Annotated in this window: 26 protein-coding genes and 1 riboswitch; of the genes, 12 read left to right on the top strand and 14 right to left on the bottom strand. The window is 39.6% G+C overall.

From position 1 onward, the window contains the following. Positions 1 to 37: 37 nt before the first annotated feature. Positions 38 to 919, bottom strand: coding sequence for a LysR family transcriptional regulator (locus M1F05_RS10905; protein WP_206086191.1), 882 nt, complete (start codon positions 917 to 919; stop codon positions 38 to 40). A gap of 115 nt (positions 920 to 1,034) precedes the next feature. Between M1F05_RS10905 and M1F05_RS10900 the strand changes: the two genes are divergently transcribed. The 3 genes from M1F05_RS10900 to M1F05_RS10890 all read left to right on the top strand — a co-directional run bounded on the left by M1F05_RS10900 (position 1,035) and on the right by M1F05_RS10890 (position 4,452). Beyond that, positions 1,035 to 2,018: an aldo/keto reductase gene (locus M1F05_RS10900; RefSeq protein ID WP_206086190.1), complete on the top strand. Its 984-nt coding sequence runs from the start codon at positions 1,035 to 1,037 to the stop codon at positions 2,016 to 2,018. Between the two features lie 222 nt (positions 2,019 to 2,240). Beyond that, a complete protein-coding gene (gene alr, locus M1F05_RS10895) occupies positions 2,241 to 3,497 on the top strand; it encodes an alanine racemase (RefSeq protein WP_412990538.1) in 1,257 nt (418 codons plus the stop codon). Between the two features lie 217 nt (positions 3,498 to 3,714). Next, positions 3,715 to 4,452, top strand: a complete 738-nt coding sequence (locus M1F05_RS10890; RefSeq protein ID WP_206086188.1) for a phosphatase — start codon at positions 3,715 to 3,717, stop codon at positions 4,450 to 4,452. A gap of 64 nt (positions 4,453 to 4,516) precedes the next feature. Here the strand turns inward: M1F05_RS10890 and M1F05_RS10885 are convergent, their stop codons facing one another. Then, positions 4,517 to 4,987, bottom strand: a complete 471-nt coding sequence (locus M1F05_RS10885; protein WP_206086187.1) for a GNAT family N-acetyltransferase — start codon at positions 4,985 to 4,987, stop codon at positions 4,517 to 4,519. A 397-nt stretch (positions 4,988 to 5,384) separates the two neighbouring features. Here M1F05_RS10885 and M1F05_RS10880 point away from each other — a divergent pair, with 397 nt between their 5' ends. The 3 genes from M1F05_RS10880 (at position 5,385) to rlmA (ending at position 6,793) form a co-directional block, all read left to right on the top strand. Continuing rightward, positions 5,385 to 5,591 carry an acid-shock protein gene (locus M1F05_RS10880; RefSeq protein ID WP_206086186.1) on the top strand — a complete coding sequence of 69 codons (207 nt, stop codon included), beginning with the start codon at positions 5,385 to 5,387 and terminating at the stop codon, positions 5,589 to 5,591. A 70-nt stretch (positions 5,592 to 5,661) separates the two neighbouring features. Next, positions 5,662 to 5,862 carry an acid-shock protein gene (locus M1F05_RS10875; RefSeq protein WP_206086185.1) on the top strand — a complete coding sequence of 67 codons (201 nt, stop codon included), beginning with the start codon at positions 5,662 to 5,664 and terminating at the stop codon, positions 5,860 to 5,862. Between the two features lie 106 nt (positions 5,863 to 5,968). After that, positions 5,969 to 6,793, top strand: coding sequence for a 23S rRNA (guanine(745)-N(1))-methyltransferase (gene rlmA / locus M1F05_RS10870; RefSeq protein ID WP_206086205.1), 825 nt, complete (start codon positions 5,969 to 5,971; stop codon positions 6,791 to 6,793). 44 nt (positions 6,794 to 6,837) lie between these two features. Here the strand turns inward: rlmA and mntP are convergent, their stop codons facing one another. From mntP to pabB, 8 genes are all read right to left on the bottom strand, one after another. After that, a complete protein-coding gene (gene mntP / locus M1F05_RS10865) occupies positions 6,838 to 7,419 on the bottom strand; it encodes a manganese efflux pump MntP (RefSeq protein WP_206086184.1) in 582 nt (193 codons plus the stop codon). After that, positions 7,420 to 7,606, bottom strand: a riboswitch (yybP-ykoY riboswitch). A 151-nt stretch (positions 7,607 to 7,757) separates the two neighbouring features. Next, positions 7,758 to 8,216: a DUF986 family protein gene (locus M1F05_RS10860; protein ID WP_206086183.1), complete on the bottom strand. Its 459-nt coding sequence runs from the start codon at positions 8,214 to 8,216 to the stop codon at positions 7,758 to 7,760. Between the two features lie 89 nt (positions 8,217 to 8,305). Next, positions 8,306 to 9,157, bottom strand: coding sequence for a PTS mannose transporter subunit IID (locus M1F05_RS10855; protein WP_206086182.1), 852 nt, complete (start codon positions 9,155 to 9,157; stop codon positions 8,306 to 8,308). Positions 9,158 to 9,170: 13 nt separating this feature from the next. Next, entirely contained in the window at positions 9,171 to 9,971 is an 801-nt protein-coding gene (locus tag M1F05_RS10850) for a PTS mannose/fructose/sorbose transporter subunit IIC (RefSeq protein WP_206086181.1), read from the bottom strand. Between the two features lie 82 nt (positions 9,972 to 10,053). Next, positions 10,054 to 11,019 (bottom strand): PTS mannose transporter subunit IIAB, encoded by a 966-nt coding sequence (gene manX, locus M1F05_RS10845; protein WP_206086180.1) that lies wholly within the window; start codon positions 11,017 to 11,019, stop codon positions 10,054 to 10,056. Between the two features lie 656 nt (positions 11,020 to 11,675). Further along, positions 11,676 to 13,040: an L-serine ammonia-lyase gene (locus tag M1F05_RS10840; RefSeq protein ID WP_206086179.1), complete on the bottom strand. Its 1,365-nt coding sequence runs from the start codon at positions 13,038 to 13,040 to the stop codon at positions 11,676 to 11,678. A gap of 278 nt (positions 13,041 to 13,318) precedes the next feature. Then, positions 13,319 to 13,879, bottom strand: coding sequence for a CoA pyrophosphatase (locus M1F05_RS10835; protein WP_206086178.1), 561 nt, complete (start codon positions 13,877 to 13,879; stop codon positions 13,319 to 13,321). Beyond that, positions 13,863 to 15,242 carry an aminodeoxychorismate synthase component 1 gene (pabB, locus tag M1F05_RS10830; protein ID WP_206086204.1) on the bottom strand — a complete coding sequence of 460 codons (1,380 nt, stop codon included), beginning with the start codon at positions 15,240 to 15,242 and terminating at the stop codon, positions 13,863 to 13,865. Before pabB ends, M1F05_RS10835 begins: the two co-directional genes overlap by 17 nt. 124 nt (positions 15,243 to 15,366) lie before the next feature. Here pabB and M1F05_RS10825 point away from each other — a divergent pair, with 124 nt between their 5' ends. Both M1F05_RS10825 and yebF read left to right on the top strand, forming a co-directional pair. Continuing rightward, on the top strand, positions 15,367 to 15,546 hold the full coding sequence (locus M1F05_RS10825) for a YoaH family protein (RefSeq protein WP_206086177.1): 180 nt from the start codon (positions 15,367 to 15,369) through the stop codon (positions 15,544 to 15,546). Positions 15,547 to 15,738: 192 nt separating this feature from the next. Beyond that, positions 15,739 to 16,104, top strand: a complete 366-nt coding sequence (gene yebF / locus M1F05_RS10820; RefSeq protein WP_206086176.1) for a protein YebF — start codon at positions 15,739 to 15,741, stop codon at positions 16,102 to 16,104. A 76-nt stretch (positions 16,105 to 16,180) separates the two neighbouring features. On the opposite strand, the gene M1F05_RS10815 is transcribed toward yebF, so the two are convergent. Then, positions 16,181 to 16,411, bottom strand: a complete 231-nt coding sequence (locus M1F05_RS10815) for a DNA polymerase III subunit theta (RefSeq protein ID WP_206086175.1) — start codon at positions 16,409 to 16,411, stop codon at positions 16,181 to 16,183. Between the two features lie 292 nt (positions 16,412 to 16,703). On the opposite strand from M1F05_RS10815, the gene ftnA reads away from it, so the two are divergent. The 4 genes from ftnA to M1F05_RS10795 all read left to right on the top strand — a co-directional run bounded on the left by ftnA (position 16,704) and on the right by M1F05_RS10795 (position 19,139). Then, entirely contained in the window at positions 16,704 to 17,207 is a 504-nt protein-coding gene (ftnA, locus tag M1F05_RS10810) for a non-heme ferritin (RefSeq protein ID WP_206086174.1), read from the top strand. Between the two features lie 234 nt (positions 17,208 to 17,441). After that, a complete protein-coding gene (copC, locus tag M1F05_RS10805) occupies positions 17,442 to 17,828 on the top strand; it encodes a copper homeostasis periplasmic binding protein CopC (protein ID WP_206086173.1) in 387 nt (128 codons plus the stop codon). A 1-nt stretch (position 17,829) separates the two neighbouring features. Continuing rightward, complete coding sequence (copD, locus tag M1F05_RS10800; RefSeq protein WP_206086172.1) at positions 17,830 to 18,726, top strand: copper homeostasis membrane protein CopD; 897 nt, start codon at positions 17,830 to 17,832, stop codon at positions 18,724 to 18,726. 65 nt (positions 18,727 to 18,791) lie between these two features. Beyond that, positions 18,792 to 19,139 carry a DUF2511 domain-containing protein gene (locus M1F05_RS10795; RefSeq protein WP_206086171.1) on the top strand — a complete coding sequence of 116 codons (348 nt, stop codon included), beginning with the start codon at positions 18,792 to 18,794 and terminating at the stop codon, positions 19,137 to 19,139. A 423-nt stretch (positions 19,140 to 19,562) separates the two neighbouring features. On the opposite strand, the gene M1F05_RS10790 is transcribed toward M1F05_RS10795, so the two are convergent. The 3 genes from M1F05_RS10790 to yebS all read right to left on the bottom strand — a co-directional run bounded on the left by M1F05_RS10790 (position 19,563) and on the right by yebS (position 23,484). Then, on the bottom strand, positions 19,563 to 19,796 hold the full coding sequence (locus tag M1F05_RS10790; RefSeq protein WP_206086170.1) for a DUF1480 family protein: 234 nt from the start codon (positions 19,794 to 19,796) through the stop codon (positions 19,563 to 19,565). Positions 19,797 to 19,943: 147 nt separating this feature from the next. Next, a complete protein-coding gene (locus M1F05_RS10785; RefSeq protein ID WP_206086169.1) occupies positions 19,944 to 22,283 on the bottom strand; it encodes a PqiB family protein in 2,340 nt (779 codons plus the stop codon). Further along, a complete protein-coding gene (gene yebS / locus M1F05_RS10780; protein WP_206086168.1) occupies positions 22,258 to 23,484 on the bottom strand; it encodes a paraquat-inducible protein A in 1,227 nt (408 codons plus the stop codon). The genes M1F05_RS10785 and yebS overlap by 26 nt, the downstream gene beginning before the upstream one ends. Positions 23,485 to 23,493 lie beyond the last annotated feature (9 nt).

The following is a 23,493-nucleotide window of genomic DNA, read 5'->3' as shown; positions in this document are numbered from 1 at the left end:
AAAATAACGACTTAAGCCCATGTAAAAATGGGCTTTTTTATGACATCAATTTTTCTTGATTATCAGAAACTAATGCGGTCAAGAAATCGGCGACAACACGTACTCGTCGTGAATGGGCGAGGTCAGAATGAATGGCTAACCAAATTGATTGGTCGCAGCCAATATCATCCTGTAGGCAAATTAAACCCATTTTTCTTGCAATAAAATGCGGTAAAACCGCAAGTCCGAGACCAGTTTTTACAGCACTAAATTGAGCTGACATTGTGGTCGTAGTCAACCGGCAAGGTCTTCCTCTGAGCGTTCTTTCTAGCCACTGCGCGGAATTAAGGTGCTGTTGTGTTTCAGACCAACCTATAAAATCATCATGTTCTAAGGTGTTAGGCCTATCTGGGTTTTGCCTACGTTGTAAATAGCTTTCTGAGGCATAAAGACCGAAGCCAAGGATACCTAATTTGCGGATCCGCAAATTTCCACTCTCAGGTCTAACCATACGTAGAGCAATATCGGCATCTCGTCTATGCAAATTAACGGTTGAAACGCTTGTGACAATTTCGAGGGTTAGATTAGGGTTAACGTCAGTTAGCGATGGTAGAGCAGGGATAATAAGGTGGTCAGCTAAGCCTTGTGCGGTTGCTAAGCAAACATGCCCCATAACGCTTTCACTCTTTTTGTGCGCAGCATAGCTAAACGCGAAGCCTGCTTGCTCTAAAGCCTCTGCCTGTGAAATTAACGCACTTCCTTCATCCGTAAGCTTATAACCAAGCTGATCGCGGGTGAATAATCGAACGCCTAATGCTTCTTCGAGTCGTTCTAAACGCCGTGATGTCGTTGCAATACCCAGTTTTAATACCTTGGATGCAGCACTTAGTGTGCCTTCTCGTGCAATAGCTAAAAATATTTTGGCATCATCCCAGTTCATCTATTTTTTCTCATCCATTTTCCATTTTTGGAAAATTGATTGTTAATATTGCTCATATGAATCGTTATTTTAGGAAAATATACTGAAATACGCTAAATAAACCAAGGGGCAGATGATGAATAAACGTATTTTAGGAAATGGGCTCGAAGTTTCGGCAATTGGGCTAGGTTGCATGGGAATGAGTGAGTTCTATGGACCTCAAGATGACCAAGCGGCGATGGATGTACTACATAAGGCGGCTGAACTTGGTTGCACAATGCTAGATACTGCCGATACATATGGCAATTTTCATAACGAAAAATTGATTGGGGATTTTCTTAAACAGACGGATGTAGATATCAAGGTTGCAACAAAGTGTGGCATCGTACGCCGCTCAGGGGAATATGAGCGTAGAATCGATAATAGTGCCCAATATATTCGCAGTGCTTGTGAAAGTTCACTACGCCGATTAGGTGTCGATTGTATTGATTTGTATTATATTCATCGCTTAGATCCAAAGGCATCAATAGAAACGACAATGGAAACATTGGCTGAATTGGTTGCTGAGGGGAAAATTGCCCATATAGGGTTATCAGAAGTGAGCGCGGCTACGCTTAAACAGGCTCATGCTGTGTTTCCCGTTAGCGCAGTCCAAACAGAATATTCCCTTTGGACGCGTGATGTTGAAGCTGAAATTTTGCCAACTTGCAAAGAACTGGGTATTGGTTTTGTGCCGTATTCCCCTTTAGGGCGTGGTTTCTTAACGGGTCGTTTTAATGATCAGAGTTCGTTTGAAAGTGGCGATTTTCGAAAGGGATTACCACGTTTTACATCTGAAAACCTCAAAGCTAACAGCACATTATCTGATTTTATTATTCAGATGGCGGAGCAAAAATCATGTTCTCCTGCACAGATTTCACTGGCGTGGTTACTGGCTCAAGGAGATAACATTGTGCCAATACCGGGGACTAATAAAGTAAAACATCTTGAAGACAACTTTGGCGCAGTTGATATTTGTTTAACCTCAGAGGATTTACATCAAATTAAACAAGTCCTTGAGCATTTTCAACCAGTGGGATCCCGATATTCTGTTGAGGGTATGAAGGGGATTAATGCCTAAATAGGGATTAATCAGGGAATAACAGTGTTTAGGCATCTGATATTTAATGGATGCCTTTATATTATCAATACGAAATGATCCCGCAAGATAATTTGGTTTTTTATGCAATTAAAGTGAATTATTACTTGTTCAATTTCCTTAAATTGCTATCATCCAAAGAAGTTATACATTTCATGTATATTTTTATATCCCACAATCATCAAAATAATGAGTTGGGGTAACATGACAACAGTTAAGGAAAATCTTGTGGCATTTCGTTTAAAATATCTGGCATTACTCCCTCTTTTTGTTGCAGCAACCGCTTGTCAGCAGCCTACTAATCCAAATAACACGTCTATTGCAATGCCAGCTGCGCATGTGCAGCCTGTTGTTGTAAATAATTCATGGATTGAAATTTCACAAAGTGCATTGGATTTTAATATCAAAAAAGTTCAAGCGTTATTAGGGGATAAATCCGCCATGTGCGCCGTTCTCAAAGGGGATGCTTATGGCCATGATTTATCATTAGTGACGCCAGTGATGATTGCCAATAATGTGCAATGTATTGGCGTGACTAATAACCAAGAATTAAAAACCGTGAGAGACCTTGGTTTCAAAGGCCGTTTAATGCGCGTTAGAAGCGCAACTGAAAAAGAAATGGAGCAAGCAACACAGTATCAAACGGAAGAGTTGGTCGGTAATTTAGAAATGGCGCAGCGCTTAAATGCTATTGCGAAACAGCAAAATAAAGTCATCCCCATCCATCTTGCGTTAAACTCTGCAGGTATGTCGCGTAACGGGTTAGAGGTGAGTACGCCCTTGGGCCTTAATGAAGCTAAGCTAATTTCACAATTACCAAATTTAAAAATTGTCGGCATTATGTCCCATTACCCAGAAGAAGATGACGCACAAATTCGTAAAGATCTCGCTAAATTTAATAAAGAATCTCAGCAAGTATTGAATATAACGGGGTTAAAACGCGAAGATGTCACACTGCATGTTGCGAATACTTATGCAACAATTACTGTGCCTGAATCATGGTTAGATATGGTGCGTGTTGGTGGTATTTTTTATGGTGATACCATTGCAACCAACGACTACAAACGTGTGATGACATTGAAATCAAACATTGCTTCAGTAAATCATTATCCGAAAGGCAATACGGTTGGATATGACCGTACCTTTACACTGAAACGTGATTCTGTTTTAGCGAATATTCCTGTTGGTTATGCTGATGGTTATCGTCGTGTATTTAGTAATACAGGGCATGTGCTTATCAATGGCCAGAAAGTACCCGTATTAGGAAAAACTTCAATGAATACTGTGATGGTAGATGTGACTGATATAAAACAAGTCCGCCCAGGTGATGAAGTGGTTTTCTTTGGTAAACAAGGTAATGAAGAAGTTACGGCTGAAGAAGTTGAAGACATCAGCGGTGCACTATTTACAGAAATGTCCATCCTTTGGGGGGCTACCAATAAACGCGTCTTAGTGGATTAAATTAATTTTTTATTCAACATATTTTAACCCGCATTGATTGCGGGTTTTTTATCCTAAAAATAATTTCGGATTATATGCAATATATTACAATGTGTTGATAAAGTGCTGTTTAAGTGAATGACTATCGAAACCTTTACGTTGATATGTTAGCTTGGTTGAACCTTTTCTGAGCGGATAGACTCAGAAGGCGAATAGTAGAATGAGAAGGATATTATTTATGTATCAAGTTGATTTACACGCCCATACCATTGCCAGCACCCACGCATACAGTACCGTTAATGAATATTTTGCTGAGGCGGCGAGCCGTGGTGTAAAGCTATTTGCAATCACCGATCATGGCCCTGAAATGCAGGATGCACCGCACGAATGGCATTTTGGTAATATGCCCATTTTACCGCGGATTGTTGATGGCGTTGGCTTACTGTATGGCATTGAGGCCAATATTAAAAATAAGCTAGGTGAAACAGACTGTAATGAAAAAATTGCTCGCCACTTAGACATTATTTTAGCAGGTTTTCATGAACCTGTTCTTGAACCACAAAGTCTTGCAGATAATACCGAAGCAATGATTGCCACTATTCGCAGTGGAAAAGTACACATTATTACACATCCCGGTAATCCCAAATATCCTATTGATATCAAAGCCGTTGCCCAAGCAGCTAAAGAGTGTAATGTTGCGCTAGAAATGAATAATTCATCTTTTTTGCACTCGAGAGCGGGCAGTCAACAAAATTGTCTCGAGATTGCAAAAGCAGTGAAAGAAGCAGGGGGGTGGGTTGCGTTGGGTTCTGATTCCCATTTTGCAGGCTATTTAGGGCGTTTTGATCGCGTAGTGGAAATGTTGGAATCGATTGATTTCCCTCAATCACAAATTTTAAATGTGGCTCCCCGTCGAGTGTTGGATTTTCTTGAATCCCATGGACGTAAGCCAATCCCTGAATTTGCAGATTTTTAGTGAACTAATCAGATAACTTGCAATGAATAAAGCCGTTAACACGCTAACGGCTTTTTCTTTTATCTTATAACTCTATTTTCATTCGTATACAGGCTAAATTAACCTGAGCGAGTGCAGAATAATAATTATCATGGCAAATAGACGTAAAACCGTGTTTTTGGTAAAAACGCTCTGCATTCGGTGATGAGTCTAAGGTTAGGGTTTTTATTTTTCGTTTTTTCGCTTCGGCCTTTATTGCATCCAATATTAAGCCTGCTGCACCATATCCCATATACTCTGGCAGCGTGAATATCGCATCAATACTATTTGATTCTAAATTTAAAAAGCCAGTTGATACAGCGTCATCGTATTCATTTACAGCAACAAAAAAGGGATTGTTCTCAACCATTTTTATGTAGCTTAGTGGCATTTCATCAGGTGTCCAATTGTAAATCGTTTGTGTTTCATAGCTTGTTTTACAGCCATGGCGAATGGCTTGATTACGAATAAACCATAACCGTTTGGCTTCTTTTGGTGTTGCTAATCGAATTTGCATTTTTTTACCTAAATAATGTCATTACACATCATTTGATTAAAACCAAAAACAAAGGGGGAAAGCAAGTTATAAAGTATTAACAGTTAAAATTAAGCTAAAAAATAAAAAAAGAGGACAACAAATTAATTGATTTTAAATGGATAATTTAAATAAAAAATTGAAATCAAATAAGGGTTTTTTTAATTGATTGTTTTTATTTGTGTTTTTTTATTTTAAATAATGGTAATCAGCTAAAAATAAAGTAAATAAACAATCAACAAACTGAAAATATTTACTTACCAAAATAACCTATAAAAAATTTATAAATCTTTAAATTTGTCCTATTGTGGGGGAATGTTCATTTGTGATTTATTAGTGTTGCAAGAACATCCTTGCTTTAAAATTCTAAGGTACAAAAATGAAAACGTTATTAGCAATTGCAACGGTTATGTCTATTGCTGTTTCTGGTGCCGCTCTGGCGAATACGAATACGGCAGTAAAAACTGAGCCTGTTACTCATGCTGCTAAAGTTCAGCATACTGCGAAAACCCACCATGCTAATAAATTAAAAGCCGAGAAAAAAGAGGATAAAAGTAAAACTGAAGAAACCAGCAAAGCAATATAGAACCAATAAACTGTGACAAATATCTTTGTATTTTAACGTAAGTCCTAGATCAAATTTAAAGGTAGAAAAAATGAAAAAATTAGTCGCAATCGCAACTGGATTATCATTTGCTATTTCTGGTGCAGCATTAGCAAACACAACCGTCAAATCTGAGCCTGTTTCACCTATTGCGCAATCACATCAAGTGGCTAAATCGTCTCATTTGAACGCGAAAGCTGAGAAGCAAGTTGTTAAAGAAAAGCGTGCTGAAAAAAGCAAATCAGCGAAATAATCAGTTATAAAATTCGCTAACGTCACGGTGCCATGGGATATTTTCCATGGCGCTGCATCGTTGCTTATATGGTATACTGGCTATTATTTTGCGATCAGTGACCTTTATGAATTATCAATGCCCACTTTGTTTTACGCCTCTCTTACAAACTCACAATAGTTATCGTTGCGAAGCCAATCACCAATTTGATTGTGCTAAAGAAGGGTATGTTAATTTACTACCTGTGCAACATAAGCGCTCGAAAGATCCAGGTGATAGCGCAGAAATGATGCAAGCGCGGCGTCAATTCCTTGATGCAGGGCATTATCAGCCAATGCGAGATCAAGTGGCTAAGAAACTGGTCCAATATTTACCTTCAAGTCATTTATCGGTATTGGATATCGGCTGTGGTGAAGGGTATTACACTGACTATTTTGGGCAAATACTGCAAAATAAATTTGGGAGCACCCAAGTTTTTGGGTTGGATGTATCAAAGGTAGCAATTCGTTATGCGGCCAAACGCTATAAATTAGTTAATTTCTGTGTAGGCACTAGCCACCGTTTACCTTTTCCTGAGTCAAGCTTAGGAGCGGTTGTCCGTATTTACGCGCCTTGTAAAGCGGAAGAATTAAGTCGAGTATTAATCGATAATGGTATTTTAGTCACTGTCACGCCAGCAGCGGAACATCTGCAAGAATTAAAAGCCCTTATCTACGATGAAGTTAAATTGCACCCCGCTAAAGACGAAAATTTGCCGAATTTTAAATTACTGGATGAGAGCCAATTAAATTATAAAATGGTGCTGACTGGCAGCGAAGCTTATGAACTGTTAGCGATGACACCATTTGCGTGGCGAGCATCTGAAGAAGTGAAGCAACATCTGAAGCAAGCGAAAGTGAAAGATTATACAGCAGACTTTTTAATTCGAGTGTATCAATACCAAGCGGACTAATGTTGGTAAAGCCCCCTAAGAGAAGTGTAGGGGGCAATAAATTATTATGGTGCGTACATAAATAATTCGAGGTGTTCAAATAAGATATTGAACCCGATTCCAATTAACACTAACCCGCCGATAATCTCTGCTTTTTTTCCTAATAATGGACCTACATAACGGCCAATCATCATACCGATAGTTGCCATAATCATGGTCATTAAGCCAATGGTCATCGCAGTGTGGACAATATCTACCTGCAAGAAAGCTAAGCCTAAGCCGATTGCCATGGCATCTAAGCTCGTTGCAATCGCTGAAAAAATAAGGCTAGTAGAGCTGTGGCTTGAAGGTTTTGAACAGCATTCTTCATCTTTTGTTTTAAGACTCTGCCAAATCATGCGAGCACCTAAAACAAATAATAACGCGAATGCAATCCAGTGATCCCAGCGGATAACGTACTGGCTAGCAAGAATACCAATTCCCCAACCAATGATAGGAGTGATAGCTTCTATGAAGCCAAAAATGAAACCAGTACGGAGGATCTCTCTAAAACGGGGTTTATGCAGGACGGCACCTTTGCAAATAGCAACTGCAAATGCGTCCATTGATAGCGCGAGGGCTAAGACAAGGGTAGCGTAAAAACTCATAACATAACCTCGGTTGGGTGTTTCCATATACACATAAACTACCCCCAACCTAAGGTGTATTTATGTGTCTATGGTCTTGCCAACCAGATTATGGTGTCCGCACCACGTTTGAAATCAAACGAGTATGTTGATACGGACTTTCTGGAATATATATATCCAGAACAGGCTACTCCCCAATGACGTGGAAAGAAAGATACCACATTTTATTTTAAAGGCAACACTTAATTAATTGTGGATATTAAACGGTAGTGAGAATTATTATCAATTGAGTTAATGAGAAAAAAAAGGTTAATTATATTTTTAATTAACCTTAGTATTCTTATGAATATATATAATGATTACTTATGATTTATAAGGAATTCATAAATTCTTTGTAAATCATCAAGATGTGAAACTTGAATGTGAATTTTCTTTTGCTCTAAACCTATTATAAGAATACCATCTTCAGATAAGTTCATTGCTTTTATTCTATCGTAGGAAATAAAGGTATTGGCAAAATAAAAACCAGTTTGTTTAAAGAATAGCTTAGGTGTTCTAATAAACGCCAAGTAGATTGACATAAATATAGTAATCATTAATAAATAAGTGGTTAATAAATTACCATGTCGAACAATATTTGTATAAATTACAATACAGATTAAGACAATAAAAATAATGGCATCAACGCGATGTTTTCGTTTTAAGTTAATTTTTAATAGCGTTTTCCCTTTTAGCAAATGCTGAATAAATTCATCATAAATAGCATATACAAGCATGATCAAAATGATAATGGCGAGAATAACATCATTTAAAGTCATTGGTGCGCCCTTGACTAAGTAAACATATGGCAAAGCTTAAAATTAAAAAAGGGAGGCCGCAACCTCCCGAGTAAAATATTATGAGAAAATTATGGCGCCAAGAATTTCAGCCAAGCACCTAAAATACCCAAACCGAAGAAGCCAATAATAATCCACAGCGCATTGACTTTACGGCGTAATAACCACATACACCCAAATGTAAGCAGAAGAGGGACTAAGCCTGGCATTAATTGGTCAAGGATCATCTGGACGGTTGTAATATCTTCAACACCCGTGGTTTGGTTTTTAATGCGCGAAACCTCGAGCGGGATATTCACATGGGTCCATTTGTTCACAAGGGCCCCCATAACGAATAAACCGAGTATCGATGCTCCCTCCGTCAGTTTTTGCAGGAAGCCACCACCCATATCTTGAACGATATCAATCCCTTTCTTATATCCGTATGCAACACCATAGTAACGAGTTAATAAACGAACTAGGTTAAACAAAACGAAGAATAGGACAGGGCCAAGTAAGCTACCTGTCATCGCGATACCCGCACCTAATGCTGCGAACACAGGGCGAACAGTTCCCCAGAATATAGGGTCACCAACACCCGCTAAAGGCCCCATCAAACCAACTTTGATACCGTTTATTGCACCATCATCAATATCAGCACCATTGGCACGTTGCTCTTCCATCGCCATGGTCACACCAAGAACAGGAGCAGCAACATATGGGTGGGTATTAAAGAACTCAAGGTGACGTTTAATCGCTTGTTTTCTATCGTCATTATTTTCTGGATAAAGACGACGGATAACAGGCACCATTGAGAAACAAAAACCAAGGGCTTGCATCCGTTCAAAGTTCCAAGAACCTTGGAATAAGTTGGAACGCAGGAACACGCCGCGAATATCGCTCTGTGTCAGTTTCTTCTCTGTAGACTGAGTTGTATCAACCATGTTTGTGCTCCTCCTAGTCTAATTCGTTATCAAGGTTATTGTTGCTATTGCCTTGTGTGACAACAACTTGCGATTTGTTATATTTTGGACTGAGCTGGATATACAGAACAGCCATAACCACACCGATAACCCCAAGGGCAACAAGGTTGAAGTTTGTAAATGCGGCAGTGACAAAGCCTAAATAGAAGAATGGCATTAAGTAGCCAGCACGCATCATATTGATAACCATTGCATAACCGACCACGACGATCATACCACCTGCAATGTTCAAACCGCTGGTCACAACTTCAGGAATGGAGCTTAATAAGTGTTGAACCTCAGACGTACCAACGGAAACAGCAACAATCAGCGCAGGGATTGCAACACGCATCGCTTGCAGCACTAATGCGCTGACGTGGATAATGCTTAGTGATGTTAGGTTGCCACTGATTGCAGCGCGGTCAGCCGCGTGCTGGAAAGCAACGGTGATAGTACGAACGATGATAGTTAATACTTGTCCCGCAGCGGCCAGTGGAATTGCTAAGGCAATACCTGCACCAATGCTTTGACCACCTGCGATAACTAAGATAGTTGAGATGATGGAGGCTAAAGCCGCATCAGGGGCAACAGCCGCACCGATATTCATCCAACCTAACGCGATCATCTCTAGCGTACCACCGATGATGATACCCGTTTTCATGTCTCCCAGAACGATACCGATAAGCGTACAGGCAACGAGAGGGCGGTGAAACTGGAATTCATCGAGAATTGACCCCATACCAGCGATACATGCTACGATGAAAACCAGTACTATTTGAACAACGGTAAGTTCCATTGTTTAATCTCCTGTAACCAACAAGTTTTAAAATCTGTTTGAGTAATGGTTTAAAAAGCAAAATTAAAAGTTTGATAACACATTATTTTTTGAGCTTATTGATTAAGTCCATCATGAAGACTTTACTGTCAGATGAAACTTTACGAACTTCTAACTCAATATTTTTGTCATTCAAATAATTAAAGGCATCAATGTCAGTTTGGTTGATAGAAACGGCATTGGTTACCATGGTTTTACCTTCATGATAGGCCATACCACCAATATTGACGGATTTAACTTCTACGCCTTCCTCAACAATACGTTTTACGTCAGTCGGGTTAGTAAATAATAACATTACACGCTCACCCGCATATTTCGGGTTGTTATAGACGCGGACACATTTTGCAACGTCAACAACGTGAGCAGTGACACCTGGAGGCGCAACTTGTTTTAACAGTGTTGAACGGACTTGGTCTTTGGCGACTTCATCACTAACGACGATAATACGTTTGACTTGGGTCTCTTTTGTCCAGCGCGTTGCAACTTGGCCATGAATTAAACGGTCATCGACGCGAGCAAGGGCGATCACCATATGTTCGCCAGGTCCCGCTTTTCTGGCAGGAGCCAGAGGTGGGGTACTTGCAGCAGCAGGTGCAGGTTGTGCTTCAACTTCTTTAAATTTGAATGAACGAACTCCGCCACGACCTGTTTCTAATGCAACAGTGATAAGCTCATCCAAAGATGGGTCATCATCGCGGCACATGAAGGTTTCAACCAGCATTGGGACATTCACACCTGTGATAATATCGTAATTATCATCTTCATTCACAATACGGCTAGCAGCGTTGAATGGGCTACCTCCCCAAGTATCGACAAGGAATAGCACCCCTTTTGAGGTATCTAAATCCGTTAACTTTTGAGTGTACTTTTCAAACAGGGTGTCTGCGTTTTCCCCAGGGATAAAGTCAATAAACGAGACATTGTCTTGCTCGCCAATTAACATTTCGGTGGTTCGGAGAAGCTGCTCAGCGGCGACTCCGTGGGTACCAATCATAATAGCTATACTCACTATTTTTCCCTCATTGATAGATAAAAACGAAATATTATCTGTAGATAAATCGGACACTAAAGTTAGACTCCTTTTTATCAATTTCCCCTGTATCATAATATTAGCTGAATAATGACAATTTACTTATGGCGGTCACGAGTCAGCTATTTGAATTATTAGTATGAAGTACATTTGTAGCATATCATTTTGTTTTAACCTAAAAACTTGTTTCGCGTCAGAAAAATAAGAATATACCTAAAAGCACTTAATAATTTGCGATTATTATCTTTTTATTTGTTTTTTGTTATGTATTAGCTCTGAGTAATAATTATTTTTCAGAGTAAATTATTGTTATCGGTAACAAAATGCGAATATAAAAGTGTTTGGTATTGATTTTTTGAGTGAAAAATAGACTGTTTTGTATGATAAATATTAATCAGAGAGAACTAACAAAATTGGTTTTTAGAATAAAATAGTCTTGATTTGAGATTGAACACATAGTCGAAATTGAATGGAATAAGGTGAAAATCGTTGGGCTAGTATGGTGAATTGATTAAAAAAATTTGTTGGTAATGCGGGGGCTTAGTGAATAAAAGTGAATAATATTGTATGGGAGAGGAAGAAAAAACGCCCTTCGAATGAAAAAAAGGGCGCTTTGTAGGAATAAACAGGCTTAATCAGTCACATTGCACTTTGATAGCTAAACCACCGCGAGAGGTTTCACGGTATTTTGCGTTCATGTCTTTGCCTGTTTCATACATGGTTTCAATCACTTTATCCAATGAGACTCGAGGCTCACTGGTTCTACGGATAGCCATTCTTGCTGCATTGACTGCTTTAACGGAGGCTATTGCATTGCGTTCGATGCAAGGGACTTGAACTTGACCTGCAACAGGATCACAAGTAAGACCTAAGTTGTGTTCCATGCCAATTTCAGCGGCGATACACACTTGCTCTGGGCTACCGCCGAGTAATTCTGCTAGGCCAGCAGCGGCCATCGAACAAGCAACACCAACTTCACCTTGGCAACCCACTTCTGCACCTGAAATAGACGCATTCATTTTATAGAGAATACCAATAGCGCCAGACGCTAAGAAATAACGTAGATAAAGTTCAGGTGTAACTGGCTCAATACAGTGGTTGTAGTAAGCCAAAACAGCAGGAACAATCCCACATGCTCCGTTAGTTGGGGCAGTAACGACACGTCCACCCGCCGCATTTTCCTCATTTACTGCGAGGGCATACATATTAATGAGGTCAATGACATTCATTGGGTCATTCGATAACTTGCTTGATGATGTGACCACACGGTTTAATGCAGGCGCACGACGCGGTACGCGTAATGGGCCAGGTAACACACCTTCTGTATTTAAGCCCCGTTCAATACATGCTTGCATGGTATGCCATACATCTGCGAAATAGTCGTCAATCTCTTCTTTTGAGTGAAGGTCGAGTTCATTTTTCATCATCAGGCTGGAAATTGATAAACCTGATTTTTTGCAATTTAGCAACAATTCATTTGCTGAATTAAATGGATAGGATACTGGCTTGCTATCAACCGTTGATTCACCGAAGTGTTCTTCATCAACGATAAAGCCGCCACCAATTGAATAATAGGTTTTAGTATAAATTTCGTCATTTCCTGCAAATGCATGAATAGTCATGCCATTTTCGTGTAGCTCTAGGTTATCCTGACGGAAATTCATGCCACCTTCACGTGGGAAATCAACTGATTTAGCTCCATTCGCTAAAGGCAGTTTTTCGGTGTCTTCTACCGTTTTGATAAAAGTTGGGATAGATTCAATGTCAACGGTGGCAGGTAAGTTACCTGCCAGCCCCATAATAATGGCGATATCAGTATGGTGCCCTTTACCAGTAAGCGATAATGACCCATAGACGTCAACAGAGATACGGGTGACGTTAGGTAATAGATTCTTGCTCACTAAATCATCGACAAATTCTTTACCAGCTTTCATTGGACCAACGGTATGAGAGCTTGACGGGCCAATGCCCACTTTAAACATGTCGAAAACGCTTATCACGCAGGACTCCTTAAAAAAAGTTGAAAATAGAGTGCTTTATTTTAAAAGGCGCTACTTTACTGTTATTTAGTAGTGTTAACCAGTAAGTTTAAAGTATTTTTTGAAATAAGGTAGTTGCTTAGGAATAATTGATTGTAAATAGCACAATCTGCTTGTGTTTTGCTTTAAATTTATACAGCCACATTAAAAAAATTAGGAATGATAGGGAAGCAGATAAAAGTCAATGTAAAATTTTTGTTTGAAAAATTAATTTTATTCAGTGGTTTATATTGCAAGAGTTAATCTAGTTGCAATGCTAATTGATGAAGAATGGATGCAGTTAAACCCCAAACGAGATGGCCGTTATACCAATAGAAAAAAATTCGATTTTCACGGCCTGAGCGTTTGATATCCACATATTTATGTTGTCGCAATGACAGTGCATCAAAAAGTGGAACTTCAAAGATAGAGGCGACTTCACTAGGGTTTGCTTGATATTGAATATTGGCAGGCAGCAAGCCAACAATGGGGGTGACCTCATAACCACCATAACTTTGCAACGGTGCTAATTGCCCCAGTACCTTCACTTTTTCCGGTGGGATGGCGACTTCTTCAAAAGTTTCGCGCAGCGCAGTATGAATTAATGAGCCATCTTCGGGATCTTTTGCGCCACCTGGAAAGGCTACTTGCCCTGCATGAGAACGTAAAAATGGTGAGCGCTGGGTCAGTAGCAGGGTTGGATTAGGTTTATTAATAATAGGTAATAAAACCGCAGCCGACTTACCCGTCTGGCGCTGTGCCTGACGGGTTGTCGGTAAAGTAAACTGAAAACGGTTGATAAAGTTATTCAGCTCGGTCATCCGAATTTAACGCTCCTAATAGAGGTAGAATAAGGCTCAATTTATCAAAAGTTTCTTGATATTCTTTGTCAGCTTGGCTGTCTGCCACAATACCACCGCCTGCCCAGCAGTAAATCTGCTTTTTATAGGTTAGTAAGGTTCGGATAGTGATATTGGTGTCCATATTGCCACAGAAACTAATATAGCCTATTGCGCCACAATATCCATGCCGTCGATGAGGTTCTAATTCTTCAATAATTTCCATTGCTCGAATTTTTGGTGCGCCTGTAATGGAACCGCCAGGAAAACAAGCTTGTAGTAGGTCGGTGGCTCGATATGGATTATCTAATCTTGCCGTAATTGTGCTCACGAGATGATGAACGGCAGGGAAGGGTTCAACCATAAACAATTCAGGCACTTTAACGGTACCTGGTTTCGCTACTCGTCCGATATCATTACGTAATAAATCAACAATCATTAAGTTCTCAGCGCGATCTTTAGGTGAGTTAGCCAGCTTTTGCGCTTGAGCCAAGTCGTCTTGTTCATCGTCTAAACGCGGAAGTGTGCCTTTAATCGGGCGGGTTTGGATATCGCCATCTTTCAATAAAATAAAGCGCTCAGGGGAAATGCTAATGACGGCATTTTCTGGTAGACGTATAAAGGAAGAGAATGGGGCGCCATTCGTTTCAAGCAAGGCTAGGAAAGCGTTCCATTCATCTCCTTTATATTTTGCTTTAAATCGCTGTGCTAAATTGATTTGATAACAATCACCACTACGCAAATATTCATGGATGCGAGCAATATTTTGCTGATACTCATCCTCGGTCATATTGGATTGCCAGGGGGTATTGAGCTTAAATTTATTTTTGCGGGGGGCTTTTTGGTTTTGCAACCAAGTTAGGCGAGCTTCAGCATCTTGATGACTAATTAATGTGACGGTTTTATCTTGGTGATCAACAATCAGCGCCCATAAATAGATGCCGACTGCCATATCGGGAAATGTTAATTCAGTTTTCGCGATTTCTGGGATTTTTTCAATACGGCGGCCAAGGTCGTAGCTCCAGATACCCAATGCCCCGCCATTAAATGGCAATGTATTATCCAATATTTGGTTTGCATGGTGCTTATCAAGTTGTGTTTGAAGCAAGGCGAATGGCGATGCTCCAGAAATAATAGGTTCTTGATTCTGTTCGGTAATTGTTGTTTGTGTTTGATAGGTTGTGAGTGTTGCTATTGGATCAGCGACAATAATATCAAAACGATTGTGTGAGTGTTTCGCATTGCCCGAGTGCAATAGCATCGCCCAAGGTTGGTGAGCGAGTGGCGTAAAATAATCGATTGCCGCTGTTGGGCTATATGGTAACTGAATTTTATTAATAATCATGGTGATAAGTTTATTTTTTCGCAAGTGACTCTAACCAGACTAACAGATATTCTTATCTTAATAATCGAAGAGATGTTAAAATCTTAAAGATTAATTTTAGTCTTTTATGAATGAGGTTTAAACCATGTTATCAGGGATCCCTGCACTTAATCATGAAGAACAGCAAGAAGCGGTGGAAAAAATTCACCAATTAATGGCTGATGGTATGAGTAGTGGAGAAGCAATCGCACTCGTTGCACAAGAAATTCGTGAGAAACATCAAGGTAAAGAGCAAGTGCATGTACGTTTTGATGATGAAAATTAATAATAAGTAAACATACTATTAACATCCATACATGAATCTGATAGATTAATATTAGTTAAGTCATTCTGTTTATTAATGTCGTTAGAAAATAATTCACAGACAACGCGCAAATTTAATACCTTCTTATAGGCTTAAATGAGCAGCTAAACTAATCAAAAATATTCACCTAATAATTAGGTGTCGGAGGAGAGTATGGAAGCGAATAAAAAAATAGCGATTGCTTTAGGAACGTGCGCTCTTGTTTTTAGTTCATTTGCGTTAAGTGTTAATAAGGAAGAAGGTAAGGCTGCACCATTTGTGAGCTGTGGCGCACTAACAGAGTCACAAATTGCGGCTCAGGTTAAAAGTGATTTTATGCATAATCGTCTACCACGCTGGACGGAAGAAAAAGCCGCACTAGGTAAAAAAGCCGTTGCTTGGGTTAATGATAATGAAGTAACTAAAACAGATACAGGCTACACAGTTCCCTTAGTGGTAAGAGGGGCAAAATCTGACCTCCATTATTCTGTTTCAGTGGATTGCCAAAACAATACAGTGACTTATAACACATCCAAATAATTTGGTTTTATTCAATTTCAAATATTTGCAATTGAATATCTGATAATGAAAAAGAGGGAGATGCCCCTCTTTTTTCTTAACGATTTCTGGGTTCGTATGGTAACCGCGAGAAATTTTGTGATAATTGGCGGTAATAGACCAGCCTTTCTCTAAAATATTCCCTTAAATGCTCGGGTTGTTCCCGCTCCACAGCGTCGGCAAGAATGGCAATATTATAGCGTTCTTTGAATGCAACGCCTGATGCCAATAAGTCAACGTTAACCTTATCCATTTCATCTTTGGGCAATAAAGCAAGATTATGGCTCATTTTAATTCTCTATCACTTAATGGGATTTAGGAATATTGTAGCGATTAAATGAGAAGAAGTCTCAATTCTTATCGAAAAGAACGTGAAAATATAATCAAACTAATATAGTTTTATATTTAAGTAATGACTTTAAAAACAGAGAAAGATAATGAGATTGATTATTATTGTTTTTAGCAAAAGTTATTAATAATCAGTAAATTGGATTTTTTTGTTTTAAGAATGTTTTAGGGTTTTAATTATTGTAATACTGTGCATAATAGCCTCAGGAATATTTAAACATTAAGGTAAAAATATGTTAACTACTGATATGGTCAAAAAATTAAACGAACAATTAAACCTTGAGTTTTACTCTGCAAATCTTTATTTGCAAATGAGCGCTTGGTGTAGTGATAAAGGCTACGAAGGCGCAGCTGCTTTTTTAAAGGCACATTCTCAAGAAGAAATGGAACATATGCAGCGTTTGTTTGATTACCTTAGCGATACTGGCGCACTGCCATTATTAGGTCAAATTGCGGCACCACCTGTTGATTTTAAATCTATTTCTGATGTGTTCAATCAAACTTATGAACACGAACAATTAATTACTCGTGAAATTAATAAGTTAGCGCACCTAGCAATGACTACACAAGATTATTCAACATTTAACTTCCTGCAATGGTATGTCGCAGAACAGCACGAAGAAGAGAAATTATTTAAATCGGTGCTGGATAAACTGGATATGGTGGGTGAGTCTGGTAAAGCACTATTCTTATTGGATAAAGATTTGAAAAATATGTCAGCAGCTACACATATCTAATTTTGTGTTACGAATAGATTATGGCTAAAATTTAATCTATCTGATGTATAAAGACCTTAGTAGGCTTATGGATAAAAGTGATTAATTTCAATGTTCATAAGCCTTTTTCTTTTCATTTTGTGTGAATACTCACAGGATGGACGCTTAAATCCCGTTTTTAAGCGGCACAAACTGTTTTTTTCCGTATAATGATTGGCAATTATTCTAAATTTACCTGCAAATTAAGAGGTTACTATGCCAATTACCCATATTAAATCTTCATGGCGCAAATTAAGTGCAATCGCTGTCTTATTTTTAGGCATGTCTTTCCAACAAGCTTTTGCCCACGCACATTTAAAAGACCAACTTCCAGCAGAAGGTGCCGCAATTGAGCAAACGCCTGAATCAATCACGTTAAATTTCTCTGAAGGTATTGAAGCTAACTTTACGAAAGTGTCTATCATCGGACCTGAAAAAAATATCATTAAAACAGGAAAAGCGACATTAGACCCAAGTAATGACACCAAAGTCATCGTGCCTGTTGAAGGCAAACTGACTTCAGGGAAATACGATGTTAACTGGAGTGTTGTTTCAGTTGATGGCCACAAAACCAAAGGGACTTATAGCTTTACAGTGAAATAATATGTCACTGGACGCGTTTTATACCTTAATCCGTTTTATTCATTTTATTGCTGCAATATTGATGTGTGGAATGTCAATATTTGCAGCGTTGCTGAGTTGTGGGCAATTTAGTTATCTCATTAGCCGTTATTTGAATAAAGGGATCAACTTTTGTGCGGTCGTTACTGTTGTAACCATTTGGGGCTGGATGTTAGCACAAGCGGGGTTAATGGGGGATGGCTGGGAGGATGCAACAGATTGGGATATCTGGCAGGGCGTGCTGGGGACATCATTCGGTCAAATTTGGCGCTGGGAATTATTATTATCTGTAATTTTGTTGGTAGTTTTATTTATTAAGTCTATTAAGTTACGATTACACCTTGTTTTACTTCTTTCTATTCTTACTCTTGGCTTACATGCCTTCGTTGGGCATGCCGCGATGCAAGATGGTATCGTTGGCGGGCTTCATCGCTTTAATCAATTTATTCATCTTATTAGTTCAGCCTATTGGTTTGGTGGCTTATGGCCATTTTTAATCTGTATTCAATTTTTGCGGAATAAACGTGAACTTGTGGCTGGAATGGATGCGCAAATTATTAAGACAATGAAGCGATTCTCCTGTTATGGGCACGTTGCGGTTGTTTTAGTGGTTATCACTGGCGTCATAAGTGCGATAAGCATTTTGCCGCAATGGCCAATGGAGTATTCAGGCTCTGAATACCAATCACTACTTTGGTTTAAGATTATATTGGTCGTGGGAATGATAATGCTTGCATCTATTAACCGTTATTACATCGTGCCAAGGATCAAGCAAAAAGGGCAAGTTAATTATTTGATCATTAATAGCTGGGTCGAATTATTGTTAGGGACAATGGCGATTTTAGCAGTAGCCATTTTTGCCACGTATCAACCCGTGTAGCAAAACCATTTTATTTATTTGATAATAGCGAATTATTATCGCACTCGTTTAACAAGGTCATCTCAATGAAATCTAAACTCATTATTTGCTTCTTATTAGTTGGTGGAACAATTAGTACTGCTGTTGCTGCTCCCTTAACATCAGTTAGTAAAAAACAATTTGGTGATGATTGGCCCTTTACACGTGAAGAGGTGATGTTGGAATGTCGCACTAATGGTGCGCTGGTGGTGATCAATCCAGCCACATTAATGCAATATCCATTAAATGATATCGCTGCAACACAAATGAATAATAAAGAAATTAAAGGTCAACCAATCGATGTATTGCTCAAGCCGATTGAGACTACAAAAAGTGTTGAAGAACGTGTTTTACCGTTAAAGGAAGCTGCTGCGAAATTGTGTGGTAGTAAGTAGGTATATTTAAGTTGTTTTTATCATTGAAAAGAGTGGGAAGCTAAAATAGTTGCTTGTTGAAATTTATCTTATATATCAATGAAGTAATTGATTGAAAGGTTTTATTGATTAATTACATAGGCATAACCTATTAAACAAATTGTTCAATATTAGAATATTAAACAATAAATTGTGTTAATAATATGTAAATTAATTGATAATTAATGTGGTAAGAACGTACATTGAAAGCTAGTATTAAGGTGTACTTTGTTACGTCTCAATGGCAATTTTAGCGCACGGCTCTGCCAGAGCCATTTCCCAAGGCCCGGTAATCGGAATCTACCAGGCCTCTTTTTTTGCCTATTGGTTTGCTTTCCCACATATTGACCCATCAATAATAAGCCAATCATCTTTGGATTAATCGCCTTATTGCCCAATAAGCGACTAAGCAACCTTCATAACCCAATGATGATTTTCTTTGTCATAACGGTGGCGATATAACAGCACGGGTTTTTCATCAATCGTTGCTGGAATACTCGTGTGTTCATCCCAACCGTCTAATTGCATACAAAAATCCGTATCAGAATCACAAGGGATACTCACTGTATCGCTTTTATGGGTCTCCATAACGGCATCATTGATTTCATAGGAAGATATTTTCAATTTAACTATACACATAATCACACCTCACTGATTGATTTTAGCTGTATAAATTCAGCCCAACGAGATTAAGCATAGTATAAATGGAATCTATTTCCAAAATATTTTTTTAATCCTTAAAAAGGAAAAGGTGCATTGTTGGGGTAACAAGCACCTTTGTAGTCGTTATTTTTTTGGAATGGAGGTTCCCCATTCCAAATAATCGCTTGGTGGCTCTAATTTTAGAATGAAGTGCTGTTCAGGCTTAGCGTTAGGGGAGAGTGGCACTGTTGGTGGGGTTGCAAACACAATGCCTCCTCGAACAAATTGTTTAAATGTTCCACTTTTGACGACACCTCCCGTTAAACCAAAGGAAAGATTGAAGCCAGAAGATAGCCAAAATTGGGTATTGTCACGAACCAAATATTGGTATTCTTTACCAATACGAGTCGCCACATAAACGCGGTCGGAAAGCTCTCCCAAATATAATCCCGTCACAACGCCGACTTCTAAGCCCCTAAAGAGAATTGGCGTACCCACTTGGACTGAGCCTACATCAGTGGCATCAAGATAGACGGTTAAGCCATCAAGATAGCGTGAATCAGTAATATTGGCGGCTTGTAATTCAAATTGGTAACGATTTTTATTACTTCGGCCTGGCTCTGCACTAATATAAGGTTGAAGTAAACTGTCTAAATTATTTAAGCCAGCAGGTGACAGTTCTGGTGTGACAACAGCAAAGCGGCTACCTAATTTGGTAAATGTACTCACGTAATCAGGGTAGAGGATTGCCTTTGCTTGAACTTCGCGTTTATCTGCAGAGAGTTTTAAGGACTCAATCTGGCCGATATTAATCCCTAAATAGCGAATTGGCATCCCTTCAGAAAGTTTAGATGCGTCAAAAGTCGTTAATGTGACAACGCTACCAATGGCTTTTGCGGAGGTCTCATTGGGATATAATGTATGTTGACGGGCTTTATTTACGGTGGAGCTATCAACGTTATCAAAGCTAATTGCTCCGCTAATTGCACGGCTGAGAGGCGCTGCTTGGACGGTTAATCCATTGCTGTTAAGTTCGACTTTCGCACCACCTTCAGCCCAAAAGATACTGTTCTCGGTAAGTAGATGGCGGTATTCACTGGAAATATTGACATCGATGGCAAACCCTAACTTTGTTGGTTTAATGGCAATAATTTTCCCAACAGCAAATTGACGGTAAAGCACAACTGAGCCTGTTTGGATATCGGGTAAAGTGGTCGCGTTAAGTGTAATAGTTGTGGGTGGTGAAACTCCCAGAATACCCGCTTTGGCATTTTCGTCACTGCGATAGAGAGGGAAAGTATCAGGGAGTTTTTCTTGGCTGTTTCCGACAATTAAATGAAGCCCGCCTTCGAGCCATTCTTGCGGCGTAGCGCCTTGAAATTGCAATCCATTTAGCCCCAATTGAACATCAACACGGCTATTGGCGACAAACTTACTGTCTGCTCTTACTAGGTGGCGATATTCATCATAAATTGCAATATTAAAGTCAACTTTATCAGCACTTAAGTGACGTTGTAACACTTCACCAATTTGAATACCTCGGTAAACAACGGGCTGCCCTTGATTGACGCCAAAAGTGTCATGAGCCCATAAGGTTAAATTCAGTGGTGATTTTGCGTTTTGCTTCGCTGCATTTGCCACCTCAGCATTACTTTGTAAGACAAACGATTGACCTTCTTCAGCTTGTGGACTGCCTTCTGGAGAGTCAAATGCAATGGCACCATTAATGACTGCAGAAAGACTTTCCATTTTGACACTTGCGCCAGACTTTAGGTCAAAATGGCCTTGCAAGCCTGAAACATTCCAAAATTGACTGTCTTTGCGCACTAAATTGGCATAGCGTTTTTGCACGATAGCGGAGATGGATACACCTTGGTTATCTGGCAAAACGGTATAATCTGAAATATGACCAACAGGCACTTTGCGGTAATAAATAGGCGAGTTTTCATTTAATGAACCTAAATCGGGAGCTGAAAGGTGGATGAGCAGCTCGCCTTGGTCAATATTTTGCTGAGGGGGCGTGTCTTGTGCGACAAAAGAAAATTGCTCAGATCCCGTACTTGGTAGCATACCAATATAGTTCCCACCAACAAGGGCATCGAGCCCTGAGACACCTGCAAGGGACGCTTTTGGGGTGACTAGCCAAAATTTAGTACCTGAATTCAAGGCTGAGCGCATATCTTTGTTTATACTGGCCGTGACAATGATGTTTTTCATATCTTTGCTAATCGCCACAGATTGCACTAAACCCACTTCAACACCTTGGTAACGAATAGGGGTACGATTCGCGACGACACCAGGAGCCGAGGTGAATTCAATGGTAATATCTGTGCCGCGCTCAACCCACTGTTGAAATAATAACCATCCAGCGATAAAGATGGCGACTAAGGGGAGCAGCCAAAAAGGCGAAATATGCACACGTCGGCGTTGTATCGCTTCTGCAACATCATCAGAAGGCTCATTTTGCGGGTTTTGTTTTTCCATAAGAATCCCAAATTAAACGGCTGTCTAACCATTCAACGGCTAAAATCGTTAGAATCACGGCGGTGCCAAAATAGAGAGCGGCAGGCCCCATAGTAAAGGACATTAATTGTTCTCGGTTAACGAGCGTCATCATCAGTGCGATGACAAATAAATCTAACATTGACCAACGGCCAATCCATGAAACAAACTTCAGGAGCTTCATGCGTAAGACAGGGTCAGTTTTGCTATTAAAATGAATCGAAAATAGCAACAAAATCATAATAATAATTTTAATAAACGGGACTAAGATACTGGCAATGAAAACAATAATTGCAATTGGCCAGTTACCCGAATCGATTAGCGAAACGACACCTGAGTAAATGGTATCCTCGAGTCGTTGACCATTTAAATAAAAAATGGAAATCGGCATTAGGTTAGCAGGAAACAATAACACCATGGCAGCAATCAGTGCGGCCCACGTTTTTTGTAAGCTATGAGGATCTCGATATTGCACCGGACAATGGCAGCGCTGGCACCTACCGTGTTTATTGGGTGGGCCTGTGTAATGGCAGGCTGTACAGGTCATTGCGTCGGCTTGCGAGTCTTTTTCTTCGATGGGATAAACGTTTTTCCATAGCAGGTCAAGGTTCATGTGGATGAGGATCAGCAAGCTCAAAATAGACATTGTGATAAAGGCAATCAGCCCGTGGCCGATAAATACACTAGCATAATCTTGCATTTTGATCGCAGCGATACCCAGTGCAATTAAGTAAACATCAAGCATGACCCATTCTTTTATATGGCTCAAGACCAATAAAATAGGCCTGAGGTTTAAGCCGATTTTTCGACCAACCTGTAACGATAAAACTAAAATGGGAAGTAGCAAAGGAGCGGCAATTGCACAAAAAGCCACTATACTGGCAGTAATGGGGTCACCTTGCTGGTTAATTAAGCGAATTCCTTCTATAACATTGGCATTGATTTGGCTGCCCAATAGATGAATTGATATTAGTGGTTGCCAAAATGCAATGGGTGCAAGCATTAGCAGCGTGATGGCAAGGATAGACAGTCGATTTAATGACCATGAACGGCCGTCATTGAGTTGAGAGGCGCATCGTGGGCAAATAATAACCTGCCGCGGGCTAAATGGCGGCGTATGAATTTTTTGATTGCAGTGACGACAACGTTGCAAAATCAAGTCAGTATGATTAATGTGATTCATATTTGCTCA

Origin of the sequence: Providencia sp. PROV252 (genome assembly GCF_033676005.1) — a bacterium.
GTDB lineage: Bacteria > Pseudomonadota > Gammaproteobacteria > Enterobacterales > Enterobacteriaceae > Providencia > Providencia vermicola.
Note: the sequence above shows the minus strand (reverse complement) of the source record. Positions and strands in the feature narration are given on the sequence as shown.